This window comes from Scleromatobacter humisilvae (assembly GCF_023231945.1).
In the GTDB taxonomy this organism is placed as follows: domain Bacteria; phylum Pseudomonadota; class Gammaproteobacteria; order Burkholderiales; family Burkholderiaceae_C; genus Scleromatobacter; species Scleromatobacter humisilvae.
This window is the reverse complement of the sequence record NZ_JAJLJH010000017.1, coordinates 1-23,732: the sequence shown is the minus strand read 5'-3', so window position 1 is coordinate 23,732 and position 23,732 is coordinate 1. Positions and strand designations below refer to the sequence as shown.

Annotated in this window: 9 protein-coding genes; 8 read left to right on the top strand and 1 reads right to left on the bottom strand. The window is 66.9% G+C overall.

Annotated features, from left to right (window positions below):
* Positions 1-249: 249 nt before the first annotated feature.
* The 7 genes from LPC04_RS28285 to LPC04_RS28255 all read left to right on the top strand — a co-directional run bounded on the left by LPC04_RS28285 (position 250) and on the right by LPC04_RS28255 (position 21,975).
* Positions 250-16,044 carry an Ig-like domain-containing protein gene (locus LPC04_RS28285; protein ID WP_275685689.1) on the top strand — a complete coding sequence of 5,265 codons (15,795 nt, stop codon included), beginning with the start codon at positions 250-252 and terminating at the stop codon, positions 16,042-16,044.
* A gap of 325 nt (positions 16,045-16,369) precedes the next feature.
* On the top strand, positions 16,370-17,434 hold the full coding sequence (locus LPC04_RS28280; protein ID WP_275685688.1) for a glycosyltransferase family 9 protein: 1,065 nt from the start codon (positions 16,370-16,372) through the stop codon (positions 17,432-17,434).
* Positions 17,435-17,515: 81 nt separating this feature from the next.
* Positions 17,516-18,055, top strand: coding sequence for a tetratricopeptide repeat protein (locus tag LPC04_RS28275; RefSeq protein WP_275685687.1), 540 nt, complete (start codon positions 17,516-17,518; stop codon positions 18,053-18,055).
* A gap of 190 nt (positions 18,056-18,245) precedes the next feature.
* On the top strand, positions 18,246-19,868 hold the full coding sequence (locus tag LPC04_RS28270) for a peptide ABC transporter substrate-binding protein (protein WP_275685686.1): 1,623 nt from the start codon (positions 18,246-18,248) through the stop codon (positions 19,866-19,868).
* A 642-nt stretch (positions 19,869-20,510) separates the two neighbouring features.
* Complete coding sequence (locus tag LPC04_RS28265; RefSeq protein WP_275685685.1) at positions 20,511-20,810, top strand: hypothetical protein; 300 nt, start codon at positions 20,511-20,513, stop codon at positions 20,808-20,810.
* A 40-nt stretch (positions 20,811-20,850) separates the two neighbouring features.
* The gene (locus LPC04_RS28260; RefSeq protein WP_275685684.1) at positions 20,851-21,495 is read left to right on the top strand and encodes a hypothetical protein; all 645 of its coding nucleotides are present in this window, start codon (positions 20,851-20,853) and stop codon (positions 21,493-21,495) included.
* 189 nt (positions 21,496-21,684) lie between these two features.
* Complete coding sequence (locus LPC04_RS28255) at positions 21,685-21,975, top strand: hypothetical protein (protein WP_275685683.1); 291 nt, start codon at positions 21,685-21,687, stop codon at positions 21,973-21,975.
* Between the two features lie 203 nt (positions 21,976-22,178).
* Here the strand turns inward: LPC04_RS28255 and LPC04_RS28250 are convergent, their stop codons facing one another.
* On the bottom strand, positions 22,179-22,493 hold the full coding sequence (locus tag LPC04_RS28250) for a hypothetical protein (protein ID WP_275685682.1): 315 nt from the start codon (positions 22,491-22,493) through the stop codon (positions 22,179-22,181).
* Between the two features lie 561 nt (positions 22,494-23,054).
* Here LPC04_RS28250 and LPC04_RS28245 point away from each other — a divergent pair.
* Complete coding sequence (locus LPC04_RS28245; protein WP_275685681.1) at positions 23,055-23,591, top strand: hypothetical protein; 537 nt, start codon at positions 23,055-23,057, stop codon at positions 23,589-23,591.
* Positions 23,592-23,732 lie beyond the last annotated feature (141 nt).

Sequence of the window (23,732 nt, the reverse complement as noted above, 5' to 3'; positions counted from 1 at the left end):
GTCACTTTTTCACGCTTGTGGGGAGTTCTCGCTATCCCGCCAACTCGACTGCAATGCGTGATCGCGGTCACGAAAATCACCCGAAACGCGCCTTATAAGAATCTGGCATTGCCGGGATAATTCCTCCGAACTGTTACAGAAAGCGGCTCGCGTCGGGCGCCCTTCAAAAGAGGGCTAAGCATTTCAGCGAAATGGCCGAAACGACGACGAGCCGGTTTCCGTGACCTGCCCCTCTCGGAGTATCCACGCATGTCGTCGTCGTCCCCGCTGAACCCCCGCCCCCAGGATGCCCTCGCCGGCCATGACGCCAAGTCCGGCGTCGGCGCGCTGCAGAAGGCGGCCGGCGTCCATCCCGGGGAACAGCACCTGATCGAGCGCGGCTACGTGCCGGTGCGCCAGATCACGGGCAAGGTCGTGGGCGTCTGGGGCGACGCCCACATCCGCCATCTCGACGGCACGGTGACGCCGCTGCACGTGGGCGACGTGGTGAAGAAGGGCGAGGTCGTCCTCACCGCGCAGGACGGCATCGTCCAGCTCGAGGCCCATCCGACGACGCTGCTCGCCGGCGCGAGCGACGATGTCGAGCGCACCATCACGCAGGTCGGCAACGGCGACATCGACGTCGTGCCGGCCGCCGGCCCGAACTCCGGGGGCGCCGCCGGCAGCCTCGAGGAAGGCCTGCGCGTCGGGCGCGACTCGGAGTCGGTGACGCCCGCGTCGCTCGACTTCAACGCGCCCGCCGCCCCGCCGGCCGCGCCGCAGGTGCAGGCCGTCGCGCCGCTGCAGACCGCGCCGACCGCCAATCCCGACACCGAGTCGACCGCCGCCAACACGCCGGTCTCGTTCGACCCGCGCGCCAACGACACGTCGACGTCCGGCCTGACCATCACGGCCGTCGCCGGCCACGCGATCAACCCGGCGACGCCGGTGACGCTGCCGCAGGGCACCGTCACGATGAACGCCGACGGCAGCCTCACGTTCACGCCCAACCACGGCTTCAGCGGCTCGGTATCTTTCACCTACACCGACGCCAGCGGCAACGGCGCGACCTCCACGTCGACCGTCACCGTCAACGTCGCCGCCCCGCTCGACCACCAGCCGGTGGCCGTGGCCGACACGTTCGCCGGCACCGAGGACCACGCCATCGCCGGCAACCTGGCCGGCAACGACACACCGTCGGCCGACGGCGGCAACACCTGGTCGCTGGCCAGCGGCGCCGCGCACGGCAGCGTCACCGTCAACGCCGACGGCACGTTCAGCTACGCGCCCGCCGCGCACTACAGCGGCCCGGACTCGTTCACGTACACGATCACGGACGTCGACGGCTCCACCTCCACCGCCACCGTCACGCTGAACATCGCGCCGGTGCCGGCGGCCGTGGCCGACACGGTCACCGTCGGCGAGAACTCGCCGTCCTCGGGCAACCTCGCGGCCAACGACACCGCCTCGCCGGACGGCAGCAGCGTCTGGTCGCTGGCCACCGGCGCCGCCCACGGCAGCGTCGTCGTGCACGCGGACGGCACCTACACGTACACGCCGGCCGCCGGCTTCCACGGCACGGATTCGTTCACCTACACGATCACCGACGCGGCGGGCTCGACGTCCACCGCCACCGTCACGCTGACCGTCACGCCGGCCACGCCCGTGGCCGCGCCCGACGTCGTCGCCGCGCTCGAAAACGCGCCGGTCAGCGGCAGCCTGGCGGCCAACGACACGCCGGTCGCCGGCGAGGCCAACACCTGGACGCTCAGCGGCGCGCCCAGCCACGGCACGGTCGTGGTCAACACCGACGGCACCTACACGTACACGCCGGCGCCCGGCTTCGCCGGCACGGACAGCTTCACGTACGCCGTCACCGATGGCTCGGGCCAGGCGTCCACCGCCACCGTCACGCTCAGCGTCGCCCCGGCGCAGGTCACGGCCTCGGCCGGCAGCGGCAGCGTCGCCGAGAACGGCTCGGTCAGCGGCAGCGTCGCCGGCGACGCGAGCAGCGTCCCCGGCGATGCCAACACGTTCGGCCTCGGCGACACGCATCCGGCGCACGGCACGGTGGTCGTCAACGCCGACGGCAGCTACACGTACACGCCGACGACGGGCTACTCGGGCACCGACACGTTCTCGTACGTCGTCACCGACGCGTCGGGCGCCACGTCCACCGCGACCGTCACGCTGACCGTCACGCCGCTGTCGGTCAGCGCGAAGGCCGACACCAACGCCGGCAGCGAGAACAGCGCGATCAGCGGCAGCGTCGCGGCCGACGCCAACGCAGTCGCGGGCGACCCGAACACGTTCAGCCTGGGCGCGACGCATCCGGCGCACGGCAGCGTGGTCGTCAACGCCGACGGCAGCTACACCTACACGCCCGCGGCGGGCTATTCCGGCACCGACGCGTTCTCGTACGTCGTCACCGATGCGTCAGGTGCGAGCTCCACCGCCACGATCACGCTGACGGTCAATCCGACGCCGATCACGGCCTCGCCCGACCACGCCACGCTCAACGAGAACGACACGGTCAGCGGCAACCTCGGCGGCGACGCGACGGTGGTCGCCGGCGATCCGAACACCTTCAAGCTCGGCACGGGCCCGGCCCACGGCACGGTCACGGTCAACGCCGACGGCACGTACACGTACGCCCCCGCGGTCGGCTACAGCGGCCCGGACAGCTTCACCTACGTCGTCACCGACCACTCCGGCCAGACGTCCACCGCCACGGTGACGCTGAGCGTGACCCCGCTGGCCTTCACGGCCGCGCCGGACAGCAACAGCGGCAACGAGAACAGCCCGATCAGCGGCACCGTGGCCGGCGACGTCACGCAGGTGGCGGGCGATCCCAGCACCTTCAAGCTGGGCACGGGCCCGGCGCATGGCACGGTGGTCGTCAATGCCGATGGCAGCTACACGTACACGCCGGCGGCCGGCTACTCCGGCACCGACCACTTCACCTACGTCGCCACCGACGCGTCGGGGCAGACCTCGACGTCCACCGTCACGCTGACGGTGCTGCCGCTTGCGGTCACGGCCAATGCGGATGCGAAGTCCGGTGTCGAGAACAGCCCGATCAGCGGCACCGTCGCAGGTGACGCGAGCAATGTCGCGGGCGATGCGAACACGTTCTCGCTGGGCGCGACGCATCCGGCGCATGGCACTGTCGTCGTCAATGCTGACGGCAGCTACACCTACACGCCGACCACCGGCTACTCGGGCACCGACAGCTTCAGCTACGTCGTGACCGACGCTTCGGGCGCGACGTCCACCGCAACGGTCTCGCTGACCGTCAATGCGCTGCCGGTCACGGCCACTGCGGACGCGAAGTCCGGTGTCGAGAACAGCCCGATCAGCGGCACCGTGGCCGGCGACGTCACGCAGGTGGCGGGCGATCCCAACACCTTCAAGCTGGGCACGGGCCCGGCGCATGGCACGGTGGTCGTCAATGCCGATGGCAGCTACACGTACACGCCGGCGGCCGGCTACTCCGGCACCGACCACTTCACCTACGTCGCCACCGACGCGTCGGGGCAGACCTCGACGTCCACCGTCACGCTGACGGTGCTGCCGCTTGCGGTCACGGCCAATGCGGATGCGAAGTCCGGTGTCGAGAACAGCCCGATCAGTGGCACCGTCGCGGGCGATGCCAGCACGGTTGCGGGCGATGCGAACACGTTCTCGCTCGGCGTGACGCATCCGTCGCACGGCAGCGTCGTCGTCAACGCCGATGGCAGCTACGCGTACACGCCGACGACCGGCTACTCGGGCACCGACAGCTTCAGCTACGTCGTGACCGACGCTTCGGGCGCGACGTCGACGGCAACGGTCACGCTGACCGTCAATGCGCTGCCGGTCACGGCCACTGCGGACGCGAAGTCCGGTGTCGAGAACAGCCCGATCAGCGGCACCGTCGCAGGTGACGCGAGCAATGTCGCGGGCGATGCGAACACGTTCTCGCTGGGTACGACGCATCCGTCGCACGGCAGCGTCGTCGTCAACGCCGACGGCAGCTACACGTACACGCCGACGACCGGCTACTCGGGCACCGACAGCTTCAGCTACGTCGTGACCGACGCTTCGGGCGCGACGTCCACCGCAACGGTCACGCTGACCGTCACGCCCCTGCCGATCGCCGCCAAGGACGACACCGGCTCCAGCGCCGAGAACGGCGCGATCACCGGCACGGTCGCCGCCGACGCGACCGCGATCCCGGGCGATGCGAACACGTTCTCGCTGGGCGCGACGCATCCGGCGCACGGCACTGTCGTCGTCAATGCTGACGGCAGCTACACCTACACGCCGACGACCGGCTACTCCGGCACCGACAGTTTCTCGTACGTCGTCACCGACGCCTCCGGCGCGACCTCGACCGCAACGGTCACGCTGACCGTGACGCCGCTGCCGATCACCGCCACCGCGGACGCGAAGACGGGTATCGAGAACAGGCCGATCAGCGGCACCCTCGCGAGCGACGCGACCAACGTCGCCGGCGATCCGAACACGTTCAGCCTGGGCGCGACCCACCCGTCGCACGGCACGGTCGTGGTCAATGCCGACGGCAGCTACAAGTACACCCCGACCACCGGCTATTCGGGCACCGACAGCTTCAGCTACGTCGTGACCGATGCCTCGGGCGCGACCTCGACCGCCACGGTCACGCTGACGGTTGCGCCGCTGCCGATCACGGCCACTGCGGATGCGAAGTCCGGTGTCGAGAACAGTCCGATCACGGGCACCGTCGCGGGCGATGCCAGCACGGTCACGGGCGATGCGAACACGTTCTCGCTGGGCGCGACGCATCCGTCGCACGGCAGCGTCGTCGTCAATGCCGACGGCAGCTACACGTACACGCCGACGACCGGCTATTCCGGCACCGACAGCTTCTCCTACGTCGTCACCGATCATTCGGGCGCGACGTCGACCGCCACCGTCACGCTGACCGTCGCGCCGCTGGCCATCAGCGCCGGCCCGGACAGCAAGAGCGGCAACGAGAACGCGCCCATCACGGGCAGCGTCGCCAGCGACGCCAGCGTCGTGCCTGGCGACGCGAACACGTTCGCGCTCGGCGGCACGCATCCGGCCCATGGCAGCGTGGTCGTCAACGCGGACGGCAGCTACACCTACACGCCCACCAACGGCTATGTCGGCACCGACAGCTTCTCGTACGTCGTCACCGATGCCTCGGGCGCGACGTCGACGGCCACGGTGTCGCTGAGCGTCGTCGCGTTGCCGATCACCGCGAAGCCGGACACCAACAGCGGCAACGAAAACGGCACCATCACCGGCTCGCTCGCCGGTGACGCCACCGCCATCGCGGGCGACGCGAACACGTTCACGCTGGGCGGCGCGCATCCGGCGCACGGCAGCGTCGTGGTCAACGCGGACGGCAGCTACACCTACACGCCGACGACCGGCTACTCGGGCACCGACAGCTTCTCGTACGTCGTCACCGACCATTCCGGCCAGACCTCGACCGCCACCGTCTCGCTGACGGTCAACCCGCTGGGCTACTCGGCTTCGCCGGACGCGAAGTCGGGCAACGAGAACAGCCCCATCAGCGGCAGCCTCGCCAGCGACGTCACGCAGATCCCGGGCGACCCGAGCACGTTCAGCCTCGGCACGACGCATCCGACACACGGCACCGTCGTCGTCAACGCCTACGGCAGCTACACGTACACGCCGACGACGGGCTACTCGGGCACCGACAGCTTCACCTATGTCGCCACCAATGCGTCCGGCCAGGTCGCGGGCGCGACCGTGACGCTGACCGTCAATCCGCTGCCGATCGCCGCTACCGCGGATGCCAAGTCGGGCGTCGAGAACACCACGATCAGCGGCTCCGTCGCCACCGACGCGACCACCATCGCGGGCGACGCCAACACCTTCACGCTGGGCACGACCCATCCGACGCACGGCAGCGTGGTGGTCAACGTCGACGGCAGCTACACGTACACGCCGATCACCGGCTACTCGGGCACCGACAGCTTCAGCTACATCGTCACCGATCACTCTGGCGCCACGTCGACGGCGACAGTCACGCTGACCGTCACGCCGGCGGCCATCGCGGCGACCGCTGACAGCAAGTCCGGCGTCGAGAACACGACGATCAGCGGCTCGGTTGCCAGCGACGCGACCACCATCGCGGGCGATGCGAACACGTTCGCGCTGGGCACGACCCATCCGACGCACGGCAGCGTCGTGGTCAATGCGGACGGCAGCTACACCTATACGCCGTCGACTGGCTACACCGGCACCGACAGCTTCAGCTACATCGTCACCGATCACTCTGGCGCCACGTCGACGGCGACAGTCACGCTGACCGTCACGCCGGCGGCCATCACGGCGACCGCTGACAGCAAGTCCGGCGTCGAGAACAGCACGATCAGCGGCTCGGTTGCCAGCGACGCGACCACCATCGCGGGCGATGCGAACACGTTCGCGCTGGGCGCGACCCATCCGACGCACGGCAGCGTGGTGGTCAACGCGGACGGCACCTACACCTACACACCGGCCACGGGCTATTCCGGCAGCGACTCGTTCTCGTACATCGTCACCGACCATTCCGGCGCGACATCGACGGCCACCGTCACCTTGACGGTCACGCCGCTGGCCATCACCGCGACGAGCGACACGGCCGCCGGCCCGGAGAACAGCGCGATCAGCGGCAGCGTGGCCAGCGATGCCAGCACGGTCGCTGGCGACGCGAACACGTTCACGCTCGGCAGCACGCACCCGGCGCACGGCAGCGTCGTCGTGAATGCGGACGGCACGTACACGTACACGCCGACGGTTGGCTACTCCGGCACCGACAGCTTCAGCTACATCGTCACCGACCACTCGGGGGCGACGTCGACCGCCACGGTCACGCTGACGGTCTCGCCGCTGGCCATCACGGCCAAGAACGACGTGGCCTCCGGACCCGAGAACAGCCCGATCAGCGGCAGTGTCTCCAGCGACGCGACCATCATCGCTGGCGACGCCAACACGTTCACGCTGGGCGCGACGCATCCGGCGCACGGCTCCGTCGTCGTCAACGCGGACGGCAGCTACACCTACACGCCGACCACGGGCTACTCCGGCACGGACAGCTTCAGCTATGTCGTCACCGATCACTCGGGCGCCACGTCGACCGCGACCGTCACGCTGACCGTCACGCCGCTGGCCGTCACGGCCAAGAACGACACGGCGTCCGGCACCGAGAACGCCCCGATCACGGGCTCGCTGGCGAGCGATGCCAGCACTGTTGCCGGCGACGCGAACACGTTCGCGCTGGGCGCCACGCACCCTGCGCACGGCACCGTCGTCGTCAACACCGACGGCACCTACTCGTACACGCCGACCGCAGGCTACACCGGCACCGACACGTTCAGCTACGTCGTCACCGATCATTCCGGCTCGAACTCCACCGCGACCGTCACGTTGACGGTGACGCCCCAGGCCATCACGGCCAAGAACGACGTGGCCTCCGGCGCGGAGAACAGCGCCATCAGCGGCTCGGTCTCCAGCGATGCGACGATCGTCGCGGGCGACGCGAACACGTTCGCGCTCGGTGCCACGCATCCGGCGCACGGCAGCGTCGTCGTCAACGCCGACGGCAGCTACACGTACACGCCGACGACCGGCTACTCGGGCACCGACAGCTTCAGCTACATCGTCACCGACCACTCGGGCGCGACCTCGACCGCGACGGTCACGTTGACCGTCACGCCGCTGGCGATCACCGCGACCGCGGACAGCAAGTCGGGCGCCGAGAACAGCGCGATCGGCGGCTCGCTCGCTGCTGACGCCAGCACGGTAGCCGGCGACGCCAACACCTTCACGCTCGGGTCGACCCATCCGACACACGGTTCGGTCGTCGTCAACGCGGACGGCAGCTACACGTACACGCCGTCGAACGGCTACACCGGCACGGACAGCTTCAGCTACATCGTCACCGACCACTCGGGTGCGACCTCCACGGCCACGGTCACGCTGACGGTCACGCCGCTGCCCATCACGGCCAAGAACGACAGCGCCTCCGGCCAGGAGAACGGCACCATCGCCGGCTCGCTCGCCGGCGACGCCACCGCCATCGCGGGCGACGCAAACACGTTCACGCTGGGCGGCACGCATCCGGCGCACGGCAGCGTCGTGGTCAACGCGGACGGCAGCTACACCTACACGCCGACGACCGGCTACTCGGGCACCGACAGCTTCTCGTACGTCGTCACCGACCATTCCGGCCAGACCTCGACCGCCACCGTCTCGCTGACGGTCAACCCGCTGGGCTACTCGGCTTCGCCGGACGCGAAGTCGGGCAACGAGAACAGCCCCATCAGCGGCAGCCTCTCCAGCGACGTCACGCAGATCCCGGGCGACCCGAGCACGTTCAGCCTCGGCGCGACACATCCCGCGCACGGCACGGTCGTCGTCAATGCCGACGGCAGCTACACGTACACGCCGACGACGGGCTACTCGGGCACCGACAGCTTCACCTATGTCGCCACCAATGCGTCCGGCCAGGTCGCGGGCGCGACCCTGACGCTGACCGTCAATCCGCTGCCGATCACTGCCACTGGGGAGGCGAAGTCCGTCGTCGAGAACGGCGCGATCACGGGCAGCGTGGCCAGCGACGCCAGCACGGTTGCGGGCGACGCCAACACGTTCACCCTGGGCGGAACGCATCCGGCGCATGGCTCGGTCGTCGTCAACACGGACGGCAGCTACACGTACACGCCGTCGACCGGCTACATCGGCACGGACAGCTTCAGCTATGTCGTCACCGACCACTCGGGCGCGACCTCGACGGCCACGGTCACGTTGACCGTCACGCCGGCGGCCATCACCGCCACTGCGGATGCCAAATCGGTTGTCGAGAACAGCGCGATCACGAGCAGCGTCGCGAGCGATGCCAGCGTCATCGCAGGCGACGCCAACACCTTCACGCTCGGTGCAACGCACCCGACGCATGGCACTGTCGTTGTCAACGCCGACGGCAGCTACACGTATACGCCGACCACCGGCTACACCGGCACCGACAGCTTCAGCTACATCGTCACCGACCACTCGGGGGCGACCTCGACGGCCACGGTCACGCTCACCGTCACGCCTGCGGCCATCACGGCGACCGCGGACAGCAAATCGGGTGTCGAAAACACTGCGATCACGGGCAGCGTCGCGAGCGATGCCAGCGTCATCGCAGGCGACGCCAACACCTTCACGCTCGGTGCGACGCACCCGACACATGGCACTGTCGTTGTCAACGCCGACGGCAGCTACACGTATACGCCGACCACCGGCTACACCGGCACCGACAGCTTCAGCTACATCGTCACCGATCACTCGGGCGCGACGTCGACCGCGACGGTCACGCTGACGGTAACGCCGGCGGCCATCACTGCCACTGCGGATGCCAAGTCGGTTGTCGAGAACAGCGCGATCACCAGCAGCGTGGCGAGCGATGCCAGCGTCGTCGCAGGCGACGCCAACACGTTCACGCTCGGCGGAACGCACCCGGCACATGGTTCGGTCGTCGTCAATGCCGACGGCAGCTACACGTATACGCCGACCACTGGCTACACCGGCACCGACAGCTTCAGCTATATCGTCACCGACCACTCGGGTGCGACGTCCACGGCAACGGTCACGCTCAACGTCACGCCTGCGGCCATCACGGCGACCGCAGACAGCAAATCGGGTGTCGAAAACACTGCGATCACAGGCAGCGTCGCGAGCGATGCCAGCATCGTCGCGGGCGACGCCAACACGTTCACGCTGGGCGCCACCCATCCGACGCACGGCAGCGTCGTGGTCAACGCGGACGGCAGCTACACCTACACGCCGTCGACCGGCTACACCGGCACAGACACGTTCAGCTACATCGTCACCGATCACTCCGGCGCAACGTCGACCGCGACGGTCACGCTGACGGTGACGCCGGCGGCCATCACTGCCACTGCGGATGCCAAGTCGGTTGTCGAGAACAGCGCGATCACCAGCAGCGTGGCGAGCGATGCCAGCGTCGTCGCAGGCGACGCCAACACCTTTACGCTCGGTGCGACGCACCCGACGCACGGCAGCGTCGTGGTCAACGCGGACGGCAGCTACACCTACACGCCGTCGACCGGCTACACCGGCACAGACAGCTTCACCTATGTCGTCACCGACCACTCGGGCGCAACCTCGACGGCCACGGTCACGCTCACCGTCACGCCTGCGGCCATCACGGCGACCGCGGACAGCAAATCGGGTGTCGAAAACACTGCGATCACGGGCAGCGTCGCGAGCGATGCCAGCACGGTTGCGGGCGACGCCAACACGTTCACGCTCGGCGCGACGCATCCGACGCACGGCAGCGTCGTGGTCAACGCGGACGGCAGCTACACCTACACCCCGTCGACCGGCTACACCGGCACAGACACGTTCAGCTACGTCGTCACCGATCACTCCGGCGCCACGTCGACGGCGACAGTCACGCTCACCGTCACGCCGGCGGCCATCACCGCCGCCGCTGACAGCAAATCGGTTGTCGAAAACAGCACGATCAGCGCATCGCTCGCCAGCGACGCGACCAGCGTCGCGGGCGACGCGAACACGTTCACGCTCGGTGCAACCCATCCGACGCACGGCTCGGTCGTCGTCAACGCCGACGGCAGCTACACGTACACGCCGGCCACGGGCTACACCGGGACCGACACCTTCAGCTACGTCGTCACCGACCACTCGGGTGCGACGTCGACGGCGACCGTCACACTGACCGTCACGCCGGCGGCCATCACCGCCGCCGCTGACAGCAAATCGGTTGTCGAAAACAGCACGATCAGCGCATCGCTCGCTAGCGACGCGACCACCGTCGCGGGCGACGCAAACACGTTCACGCTGGGCGCGACGCATCCCACGCACGGCTCGGTCGTCGTCAATGCCGACGGCAGCTACACGTACACGCCGACAACCGGCTACACCGGCACCGACAGCTTCAGCTATGTCGTCACCGATCAATCGGGCGCGACATCGACGGCCACCGTCACGCTGACCGTCACGCCGGCGGCCATCACCGCCGCCGCTGACAGCAAATCGGTTGTCGAAAACAGCACGATCAGCGCATCGCTCGCTAGCGACGCGACCACCATCGCGGGCGACGCGAACACGTTCACGCTGGGCGCGACCCATCCGACGCACGGCTCGGTCGTCGTCAATGCCGACGGCAGTTACACGTACACGCCGACCACCGGCTACACCGGCACCGACAGCTTCAGCTATGTCGTCACCGACCACTCGGGGGCGACGTCGACCGCGACGGTCACGCTGACGGTGACGCCGGCGGCCATCACTGCCACTGCGGATGCCAAGTCGGTTGTCGAGAACAGCGCGATCACCAGCAGCGTGGCGAGCGATGCCAGCGTCGTCGCAGGCGACGCCAACACGTTCACACTCGGTGGCACGCACCCCGCGCATGGCTCTGTCGTAGTCAACGCCGACGGCAGCTACACATACACGCCGGCCACCGGCTACACCGGCACCGACAGCTTCAGCTACATCGTCACCGATCACTCCGGCGCAACGTCGACTGCGACGGTCACGCTGACCGTCACGCCGGCGGCCATCACCGCCACTGCGGATGCCAAATCGGTTGTCGAGAACAGCGCGATCACGAGCAGCGTCGCGAGCGATGCCAGCGCCATCGCAGGCGACGCCAACACCTTCACGCTCGGTGCAACGCACCCGACGCATGGCACTGTCGTTGTTAACGCCGACGGCAGCTACACGTATACGCCGACCACCGGCTACACCGGCACCGACAGCTTCAGCTATATCGTCACCGACCACTCCGGTGCGACGTCGACGGCGACAGTCACGCTCACCGTCACGCCGGCAGCCATCACGGCGACCGCTGACAGCAAGTCCGGCGTCGAGAACACCACGATCAGCGGCTCGGTCGCTACTGATGCCACGACGGTGGCGGGCGACGCCAACACGTTCACGCTCGGCGCTACCCATCCGACGCACGGCAGCGTCGTGGTCAACGCGGACGGCAGCTACACCTACACCCCGTCGATCGGCTACACCGGCACAGACACGTTCAGCTACATCGTCACCGATCACTCCGGCGCAACGTCGACTTCGACAGTCACGCTGACCGTCACGCCGGCGACCATCACCGCCACTGCGGATGCCAAGTCGGTTGTCGAGAACGGCGCGATCACGAGCAGCGTGGCGAGCGACGCGACGACGATCGCGGGCGACGCCAACACGTTCACGCTGGGCGCCACCCATCCGACGCACGGCAGCGTCGTGGTCAACGCGGACGGCAGCTACACGTACACGCCGACCACGGGCTACACCGGCACCGACACGTTCAGCTATGTCGTGACGGACCACTCGGGTGCCACGTCGACGGCCACCGTGACGCTCACGGTGACGCCGCTGGCGATCACTGCGAAGAACGACGCCGCGTCCGGCCCCGAGAACGGCGCGATCAGCGGCTCGGTCGCGAGCGATGCAGCGATCGTGGCGGGCGACGCCAACACCTTCACGCTCGGATCGACCCATCCGACGCACGGCACTGTCGTGGTCAATGCGGACGGCACGTATACCTACACGCCGACGACGGGTTACTCCGGCACGGACAGCTTCAGCTACGTCGTGACCGACCACTCGGGTGCCACGTCGACGGCCACCGTGACGCTCACGGTGACACCGCTGGCGATCACCGCGAAGAACGACGCCGCCTCGGGCCCCGAGAACAGCGCCATCAGCGGCACCGTGGCCAGCGATGCCACGACCATTGCCGGCGACGCGAACACGTTCACGCTCGGTGCCACGCACCCGGCGCACGGCACCGTCGTCGTCAACGCCAACGGCAGCTACACGTACACGCCGGCGACCGGCTACTCCGGCACCGACAGCTTCAGCTACATCGTCACCGACCATTCAGGTGCCACGTCTACCGCGACCGTCACGCTGACCGTCACGCCGGCCGCCATCACGGCGACCGCGGATGCCAAGTCGGGCGTCGAGAACACGACGATCAACGGCTCGGTCGCGAGCGACGCGACCACCGTCGCCGGCGACGCCAACACCTTCTCGCTCGGCGCGACGCATCCCACGCATGGCAGCGTCGTCGTCAACGCGGACGGCAGCTACACGTACACGCCGACCACCGGCTATACCGGAACCGACAGCTTCAGCTACATCGTCACCGACCACTCGGGGGCGACGTCGACGGCCACCGTCACGCTGACCGTCACGCCGGCGCCGATCACCGCTGTCGCGGACGCCAAGTCCGTCGTCGAGAACAGCGCGATCACGAGCAGCGTCGCGAGCGACGCCAGCGTCGTCGCAGGCGACGCCAACACGTTCACCCTCGGCACGATCCATCCGACACACGGCAGCGTCGTCGTCAACGCGGACGGCAGCTACACCTACACGCCGACCACCGGCTACACGGGCACCGACTCGTTCAGCTACGTCGTCACCGATCACTCGGGGGCGACGTCGACCGCCACGGTCACGCTGACCGTCACGCCGCTGGCCATCGCCGCCAAGGCCGACACCGGCACGGGCAACGAGAACGCCGCGATCGCGGGCACGCTGGCAGGCGACGCCACCGTGATCGCGGGCGATGCGAACACGTTCACGCTCGGTGCCACGCATCCGACGCACGGCACGGTCGTGGTCAACACGGACGGCACCTACACCTACACGCCGACCTCCGGCTACTCGGGCAGCGACAGCTTCAGCTACGTCGTCACCGATCATTCGGGCGCGACGTCCACGGCCACGGTCACGCTGACGGTCAATCCGATCAACCCGACGGCCAACGCCGACGCGTTCACGGTCACCGCCAACGGGCCCTCGGCGACGCTCAACGTCAAGACCAACGACACGCCGGTCGCGGGCGAGACCAACGCCTGGTCGGTCAAGACCAATCCGGCGCACGGCACGCTCACGCCTGCGTCGGACTTCGCCACGTCGGGCAACTTCGTCTACACGCCCACCGCGGGCTTCACCGGGACCGACACGTTCACCTATGTGATCACCGACGGCTCGGGCCACACGTCGACGGCCACCGTCACGCTGACCGTGGCAGCCGAGAAGCCGCCGGTGGCGAACGCCGACACCTACAGCACCGCCGAGAACACGCTGCTGGTCCTCAACGGCGCGGCGGGCGCGGCCAACCACGCGCTGACGACCAACGACACCGACGCCAACGGCGACACGCTGACCGTCACGCAGATCAACGGCACGGCGATCGCCGCGGGCGGATCGGTGGTCGTCACGGGGGGCACCGTGATGGAGGACGCCAACGGCGTTATCTCGTTCAACCCGACGACCAACTACACCGGCAACGCGACGCTCACCTACACGATCTCCGACGGACACGGCGGCACGTCGACGGCCAACGTCACGATCAGCGTGACCGCGGGCACCGACGATCCGACCGTCACCGCGCAATCGCTGGGACGCTGGCAGTTCAACGAAGGCACCGGCACGTCGACGAAGGACACCTACAACAACTACACCGGCACGCTCACCGACCTGACGCCGGCCGCGGGCGGCACGGCGCCGACGTGGGTCACGGGCCACAACGGCACCGCCGGCACGGCGGTGAACTTCGACGGCAAGGGCGGCATCGTCAGCGTGCCGCTGGCGGACACCGCGCCGCTGACCAGCACCGGCTCGCTGTCGGTGTGGTTCAACACCACGCAGGTCGGCTCCACCATCGGCTGGTCGAGCCCGTCCATCATCGGCTCCGAGCACCAGGGCGATGCGAACGACATCCAGTGGGGCACGATCAACAACAGGGGCCAGATCGGCCTGGGCCTGGGCAACGACCCGACCGGCGTCTACTCGACGCAGGCCGTCAACGACGGCGCCTGGCACGAGCTCACGATCACCCGCACCGTCAACTCGGACGGCACCAGCGCGGTGTCGGTCTACATCGACGGCGTGCTGAGCAACAGCGCCACGCTGGCGGCGCAGTCGCAGATCCCCGGCGGCATCCCGGCGAACTACCTGGCGGGCTTCGGCTACACCAACGCCTGGCAGTCGACGACCAGCGGCGGCACGACCACCAACTCGGACGGCACAACCGGCGACGTCTACTACAAGGGCTCGCTCGACGACGCCGCGATCTACAGCCACGCGCTGACCGCGGACCAGACCAAGGCGATCTACCTCGTCCAGAACGGCTTCGAGAACACGGCCGTGGCCAACGACGGCGACGCGATCAAGCTGGCCGTCACCGACACGCACGCCACCGCCCTGCACGTCATCGGCCTCGAGAACGGCATGACGATCAGCGACGGCAGCGGCCACACCGTCACCAGCACAGGCAACTCGCAGGTGATCGACGTGACGGGCTGGACCCTGGGCTCGCTGCAGCTCACCAACGTGGGCACGGGCTCGGCCAACCTCGAGTTCGACGCGATCAACACGAACGCATCGACCGGGCAGTCGGAAGACACCTCGACCTACCTGAGCGTGGTCAACGGCACCTCGCTGATCGCCGGAACGACCGGCACCCAGACGCTGACGGCCACCGGCACCACGGCGGCCTACATCGTCGCGGGCACCGGCAACGACACCCTCGTCGGCAACAACGCCGACGACCGCCTGATCGGCGGCGCGGGCAACGACACGATCACGGGCGGCAACGGCAACGACCTCATCGAGGGCGGCGCCGGCAACAACACGCTCACGGGCGGCGGCGGCAACGACACGTTCCGCTGGGAACTGGCCGACCATGGCACGGCCGGCACCCCGCTCGTCGACACGATCAACGACTTCAGCTCCGCCGCGGGCAACAAGGACGTGCTGGACCTGCGCGACCTGCTGGGCGGCGAGAACCACAACGGCACGGATCCGGGCAACATCGCCAGCTTCCTGCACTTCGACCATTCGGGCAGCGACACGATCATCCACGTCAGCACGACGGGCGGATTCGCGAGCGGCTACACGAGCGCGAACGAGAACGAGACGATCATCCTGAAGGGCGTGGACCTGACGTCGGCCGGCACGCAGACCGACTCGCAGATCATCCACCAGTTGCTGACCAACGGGCAGTTGCACCTCGGCTGAGCATCGCGAGCACGACGCCGTCGACTCGCTTCGCAACCCGGGCCGCCGGCATGCCGCTGGCCCGGTCGACGACGCGGGCCGCGCGCGTTCGTTGCGATTCCCGCCGGGATGTTTCCGGCCGTCACACTCTCGTGGTTCGCCGGGGCGTCGGGTCGCTCGCCCGCAGCCAGCAAGCCTTCGGTCGCTTGCAGGACGCTGATGGCTCGCTGAATGTGTCCGCCATGTGAAGGCAAGGCGCGCCGTCGGTGGTTATCTTCGAAGGATGCGATTCCTCAGCCCCGACAGACCTTCGACACTCGATTCGCGCGCCCTCGCAGCCGGCCCGATGAACATCCTCCGGCGCCGCCGGCAACCCGACGATGGCCGACCGCCGCGCACGGCCGTGCTGATGCGCGACGTGGGCATCGGCGACCTCGTGTGGCACGCGCCCTATTTCCAGAAGATCGCCGCCCAGAGCGAGGGCAGTCGCGTCACGCTGTTCGTGCCGCCGTCGACGCATGCGCGAGACCTCGTCGGCCACGAGCCGTGGGTGCACGACGTGGTGGACTTCGACCGCCGGCCGCGCCACCTCGAGCGACGAACCGGCCGCCACAGCGGGCTGCGAGGCTTGCTGGAACTGGCGCAACAGTTCGCCGATCGCGCCCACGAACGCGTCGTCATCTTCACCCCGCGTCCGCTGCCCGCCTCGTTCGCGAGCTGGTGGGCCGGCGTGCCGCATCGCATCGGCTTCGGCGCGCCGACGCAGCGATGGCTTCTTTCGCGCGCGAGCCGGTTCGACCGCTACGACGGGCCCGGCGTCGCCGCGTACTGGCACGCGACGGCGCTGTGCAACACGCACGGCTGGTGCGACGGTCCCCTGGTGCCGCGCCTCAACGTGCGCCACGACGCCCTCGATCGCATGCGCGCGGCATTGGCCACCGTGGCGGGTCCGCGATGCGCGCTGGCGATCGGCAGCTCGGAGTCGTTCAAGCAGTGGGGCACGGCCCGCTTCGCGGCGCTGGCCGAACTGCTGGCAGGCCGCGGCCATGGCGTCCTGCTGGTCGGCGGTCCGGCGGAACGCGCGATGGCCGACGAGATCCTCGGCGCGCTGCCGCCGCCGCTGCGCTCGCGCGTGCTCCCGATGACCGATCGGAGCGTCGCCGACACGGTCGCCGCGATGACGCTCGTCGACATCTGCATCGGCAACGACACCGGCGCCGCCAACATCGCCGCGGCCGTCGGAACGCCCACCTGGGTGATCCTCGGCCCGCGCCCGTTGCTCCAGCACAATCCCGCCAAGCTGCGCATGATCCGCGCACCGAGCCTCGAGGACATCGAGCCGCGCCAGGTGCTCTCGCAGGTCTTCCACGAGAGCGACGCCGACCGGCACCCGCATCGGCCGCAGGCGTGACGAAAGTCGGCCATGACCTGCCGGTCGCCAACGACAGCTTCCGGCTATGCTTCCATGCCCACCTTCCTTGCGGAATAAGCCATGACACCGCTGCTGCGTGCCGTCGCCTTGCTGCTGCTATCGGCGGGGCTCCCGGCGCACGCCCAACAGAGCCCGCTCGGGCGTGATCGGCATGCAGGCCAGTGCAGTCCCGACGACAAGGACTACGACGAGCTCAACCTCAGGAATTGCACCGCCATGCTGAACAGACCGGGACTCCCGGCTGCAGAGAGGGCCCTGGTGCTCAACGTCAGAGGCAACACATTCGATGCCCTGAAAAAGTACGACCTGGCCATCGCGGACTACAAGGAAGTTGTTCGACTGGCGCCGTCGTTCGCCGCGGCCTACGCGAACATCGCACTCGAATACTGTCGCAAGCGGGACTACCGGACGGCACTGCAGTTCTACGAAGAAGCGCTGAAGGTCGATCCCGACAGCGGCTGGGCGCGCTACGGCAAGGGCGTGGCATTGAGCCGCCTCGGCGATGCGCAGGGCGCGCGTATCGAACTCGATCGCGCGAACAGGTCAGACCCCGAAATTGCCGCCGTGTACAAGCAAATCGGGATGGAACCGCAACCATAGCCGGCCGGGTGACCGTTTGCTGGTCGATCGCGCGCGATCGGCCAACAACTGGCGTTCGTCGACGGCAGCCATCGGGAAGGTCACCGAGCCTGGGTTTGCCGAATTGCCCCCCGAAACAAGCGCGCGATTTCGGGTAGGCTGCATGCCATCCAGAGCCGGAGTTCTCGATGACGAAAGCAGAAGAACGCCAATGATCGCTCGCAGATGCCAGCCCCGCCTCGACCTGGTCGTTGCCCTTGTCCTCGCCGGATGCGTATCGGCGGCCTGGTGCGCCGTTATTCCGCCAGGGACGGTTCTGGACACGCGTCAGGAAATGGTGCGAAACACAGGGTTCGAGCCCGATTCCCTGGATCCATCGATCTCCCAGACGGACGGATCGATTGCGATCCTGAGCGACGTGTTCGAGAGCCTGACTGCGTTGGACGGCCACGACCAGGTGGTGCCTGGCATGGCCGAGTCCTGGCGGCGCGTGGATGCCCTCACATGGGTGTTCAAGTTGCGGCCGAACGCAATGTGGAGCGACGGCACGCCGGTCACCGCGGGCGATTTCGTCTACAGCTGGCGCCGTTTTCTCGACCCCAGGATGGCTGCCTTCCTGGCCTCGTCCATCGGAGTGGTCGTATCGAATGGCGCCGAGATCGTAGCCGGCAAGAAGCCGCCGACCGCGCTGGGCGTGCGCGCCGTCGACAGCGCCACCCTGGAGGTGACGACGGCCGTGCCGACGCCGTACCTCCCGCAACTGCTGGCGGTGCCGCAGTTTGCGCCATTGCCGCGCGCAACGATCGAGAAGCTGGGCAAGGACTGGACGAAGCCCGGCAACATGGTCAGCAACGGGCCGTATCTGTTGCGCGACTGGCAGGTCAACAGCAAGGTTGTTCTCGTCAAGAATCCGCGCTACTGGGACGCTCCCAACGTCGTTCTCACGCGGGTCACCTACCTCCCTGTGGAGGACGCCACGGCCGACCTGAAGATGTACCAGACGGGCGAGAACGACATGACGCAGACGCTGCCGCCCGGGAGCTTTCAGGCGCTGAAGGCGCAGTACCCAAAGGAGATTCACAACAGCATCGTGTTCGGATTGCGTTATTACGCCTTGAACAACAACGACCCGCTGCTCAAGGACGTTCGCGTGCGCAAGGCACTGTCCATGGTGATCGATCGCGACATCCTGGCGACGAAGGTCACCGCCGACGGTCAAGTGCCAGCGTACGGGTTGATGGTCAAGGGCGTCGTCGGCGCTGACGTCGTCAGGTACGACTGGGCGGGGTGGCCGATGGCTCGACGCGTCACGGAGGCGCGCAAGCTGCTCCTCGAGGCCGGCGTCCAGCCGGGCACGCATCTGAAGTTCACGTACAACGCCAGCGAATACCACAGGAAGGTGGGCTTGTTCACGGCGTCGGAGTGGAAGACGAAGTTGGGATTGGAGACGGAAATGGACAGCCTCGAGTTCAAGGTCCTGGTGCGCAGGCGCCAGGATGCGCAGTACCAGATCGCACGGGACGGGTGGATCCCGTTCACGCCTGACCCGACCGGCATGTACACGCTGGTGCGCTGCGGGTCGGAGGCGAACGACAGCAAGTATTGCAACCGGCATGCGGACGACCTCGTACACCAAGGCGAACTGACCACGGACCCGTCCAAACGCCAAGCCTTGATGACAGAAGCGGCGCGGCTTGTCATGGAGGACTATCCCCTGATTCCGCTGGTGCAATATAGCGTCCCGCGTCTTGTGAAGCCCTACATCGGTGGCTACGACGAAGTCAATGTCCAGGACGTTCATCGCAGCAAGGATCTCTTCATCGTGAAGCACTGACGCAGAGGGATCGCCCTCACAAGCAGCCGTCGGCCACCAGGAGACAATCGCGCGCAACTGCTACCGGGCAAGCTGGCTGCAGGATCACACCATGATCGTTGCCCATGGATTCAAACCTCGAGATTGATTGCGACCGACACGGCCGCTCCATAGCTGCCGCTGTTTGCGGTCACGTCCTTCAGCGTGGGTGCCCGCTGGGATTCGTGGAGAACAGCTCCGATCCTTTGAATCTGCAAGGCTGGTGCTTCGCTTGCGAACATGTCTACTCACAAGAAGAAGACAAGACGGCGCGCTTCCTGGCCTTCTGCAATCACACCGAGGTGTGCTCCGGGTGCTACGACGAAATCAAGTCCCGGCACCTCTTTCCGAGGGCAGAGTCGGGGCCCAGCCACTGACGCAAGTCGGCCACAAACTGACGTTCACCGATGTCCATGCGATCGCCTGCCTGGCTCAAACATCCCCTACGCAAGATCGCTCGCAGCTTGATCAATGGATGACTCCGACCTCCTCGCACTGCTTCTTCGCATGTTCGCAGCTTGTCCGACGGCACCTTTGTGCCTTGACATCGTGAACGGCCCGCCCCCGCAGGCTAGTTTCCGAAGCTCGAACTCGTCTTTCTGGCACCCAGTGGAGGTGTCCACGATGAACCGTTTGATTGACGCGATGAAGCGCGCGGCCGGCCTGCCCACCGAGAATCGCGCCATTCCCGGCACAGGTGCACTGACTCTTTCAGGTCATTACTTCGAGTTCAACCTGTGTCCTCAGTTCGATGGAATCGTCGTGACGGTTCAGCACCTCCGCCGACGAGCCCCGGCGCACGCAGTCGATCAGTCCTCGGGTCAGGCGGAGATCTCGGTCGAGCGGGGAATTACCAACGTCACGAAGCCTGGGTCGCCCTGGGCAAGGTTCAAAGCGCTGCTGGGCCGGCTCGGCATGCTGTAAGCCAGGGGGCGCCGTCAAAACGGCGTGAGCGGGTCACCGAATGACCTTGGCATTGAGGTCGCGCGCCGGGCAGAAGAAGACGATCGCTGACGACCGCTTTGAGGTAGGCTGGCATCCCATGGCATATTCCGCGCTGGAGTTCGCCGCCAAGCCGCCGGCTCGGTCGCTCGTGTCTCCGGATCAAGCACCGTCCCTGACGAAGCGCCTTGTGAAAGAGCAATCGAGGCGCTGCGTCGCACTGGCTTTCGTCACGGTCGGATTGATATCCACGGCTTGCGCAGCTGCGCCGGAACGGCCGCAAGGTGCGAACTGCCGCTTGACCGCACCGCCGCGCAACGCGGGGGAGATCGATGCCCCCCGTCAAATTGTGTTCGTCTACCCGCGAACAAAGGACATCGGCATGGGCTACCTGGGCTGCCAGACCGCTTGGGCTCGGGGCGAACATGGAGCGTGGGATATTGTCTCCCTCGTGCGGATCGAGCAGCGGGCCGTCGTCGAGGTGTGGCCGCCACCGCCGGACGGCGAATCGCCTTCGCACTGCATTTATAGCCACGGACGCATTCTTCCGGATAGCCCTCCGCCTTGCCGAACCCTTCAGACGATCTCTTTTCCTGCCGGCTGCATCGCTCGAAGCCTCAAGCTGCACGTCTATCCAGCGATGCCAAAGGGATGTGACGAGGGCTGACACGCGCCGCGTCCGTGCTCGGACAAGAGCTGCCCGTCGCGAACGGCGGGTTTGTGGTGCGCTGTCCAGTCAGACTTCACGCTCACCACACAGACGTCCATGACAATGGTGGGAAATAGTTCAGTCGCGTTGCCGCGCCTCGAAACCTCAAGCCAAGAGGGCGTGATGTCACTCAGCAGGAGCGAAGTCATGGAAGTCGAGATTGGAAAGAAGCTCAGCGCCTGGAGCCCGGTGATCATGTCGATCGGAGCACTGGTGCTGGTCGGAGTTCAGATCGCGATGCACGGTACACAACCGGTGCCCGACGAAGGTGCGTTGGCCCACCTGTGGCAACTGCTCGTTCTCGGCCAATTACCCATCATCGGATTCTTTGTGTTCCGCTGGTTGAGGGCCTACCCCCGCCAGGGTGCAACCATTCTCGTCGCCCAATTGCTCGCGGCGGCATCGGCCCTTGTGCCGGTGCATGCGATGGGCTGGTAGGCTTCACCGCTGTCGACCACAAGCTGTCTTCCACGAACGCCCGCCGTCAGGTACTTTGTTCGCGCTGGGCTGAGCAATCGGAATCAGAGAACTGTGGGTTCGATGTGTGTAGCCGGCGCCCGAGGCGCTATCAGCGCTCACTCCCGAGTTTGCCGAGCGCTATCGATGCTCCGGGCAGCCTCGACTCAGGTGACGCAAGGCGCTTATTTTGCGGAAAAGCTTCCGTACCCAACTTTCGCCGGAACCTCCGTCCCAGAGGAAGCGTCGCGAAGATGCAGGCGAACTTCGATGCTTCGCGCCTGCGGCGCGTCCGCTCCAGGCACGATCTCATACGTCGCGCCGGCCACTGCGGTGAATGACAGGGTCATCGCGAGGACCGTCTGTCCGACGTCGTACCTGATTCCGAATTGATGCGGGCCGGGCGTCAGTTCGTAGCGCTTCGGCGCACGGTCGCTTCGCGCGTTTCCGTCCACCTGAGTCACCAATACCCGACCATCCCAGTCGTCCTTGAGTTCCACCACTCCGAGTGATGCAGACGCCGCACCGATTGCTTCCGGGCTTCGATACACCTGAGCACAGGCCGCAACGAGGAGGCCGGTCGCCAGGATTAGGAGACGATTCAGTACTTGGCGTGGATGTTGCATGACATGACGCGGCTTGGCCGCATCGGAGAAGTTCGGTCGAATTGTGGCTCAAGTGGGCATCACCCGGGCCGAGGGCGCACGCGCGATCGACGACGTAAGGTACTGCCCTTGCCGAGATGCCACCTTGCTAATGCTGCGTCGAAGCGACCAGCTGAGCGGGCTGGCTGAACGACTCTAACGGGTCGGCAGCGTTACGATTGACCTGGCCGCTTTGGGCAGCACGCGGCCACTAGCTGCCCCTCGCGTCGGACCGCTCTCGCGAAGGGACGCTTGTTGAACTCGGCCTCTTCTAACGGCCGGGGGCCACTGTAGGTTCATGTTGCCTCTGCAGTCTCGGGCACGCTGTGCTTCGGGCACAATATCTGGAGAATAAATGCACGGAGTGCGCGGGGGGATGAGGTGAGACAGGGTTCGGTGCGTCTTATTTGGAGGAAGTTGGCATTTGCGCTTACCCTATCGATGCTTCTTGTCGGATGTGCCACGGGCGTCACGAATTTCGATGACCAGGCCTCGATCGATCCGCACTCCGGTTACGTGCTCCTTCGGCCGCATTGGGACGATGCCGGGGATACAGAGGCTGATCTGCAGATCAAGCTTGTGCACTACTATTCTGATGGATCCAAACAGGCTATTGTCTACACCATGCCTGCCGGGGCCACTCAAGTTGCGACGCTTGAGCCCGGGTACTACAAGATGGTTTATGCCATTGCAGGGCGGACCGGTGTTGCACCCCTGTGGAATACCGGCTTCGTAGTGAAGACTGGGCAGGTGTCCTATCCGGGTGACTGGTGGTTTCACCAAGCAACCGTAGGTTACGCCAACGTACTAGCCCCTCGCAAACAGAACTTTCACCAGCACAAACTCATTGCCGCGCACAGCGAGGTTGAGCGCGACCCTGAGGCCGAGCGGCTTTATCAGGGACACTATCCGCGTCTGTCGCAAGTATTGCCGCTCGTTTACACCGGACCCTAGCGCGTCGTCGGTCGTGGCGTCGGCCTACGATGGAGGCTGTGTGAAAACCCCGGTCCGGGAATAGAGGTGACGGCGTAGAGTTCCCCGGCATATCGAAGCAGGAGATCGATATGCCAAGATTCATCGAAGGCCAAGATCGGC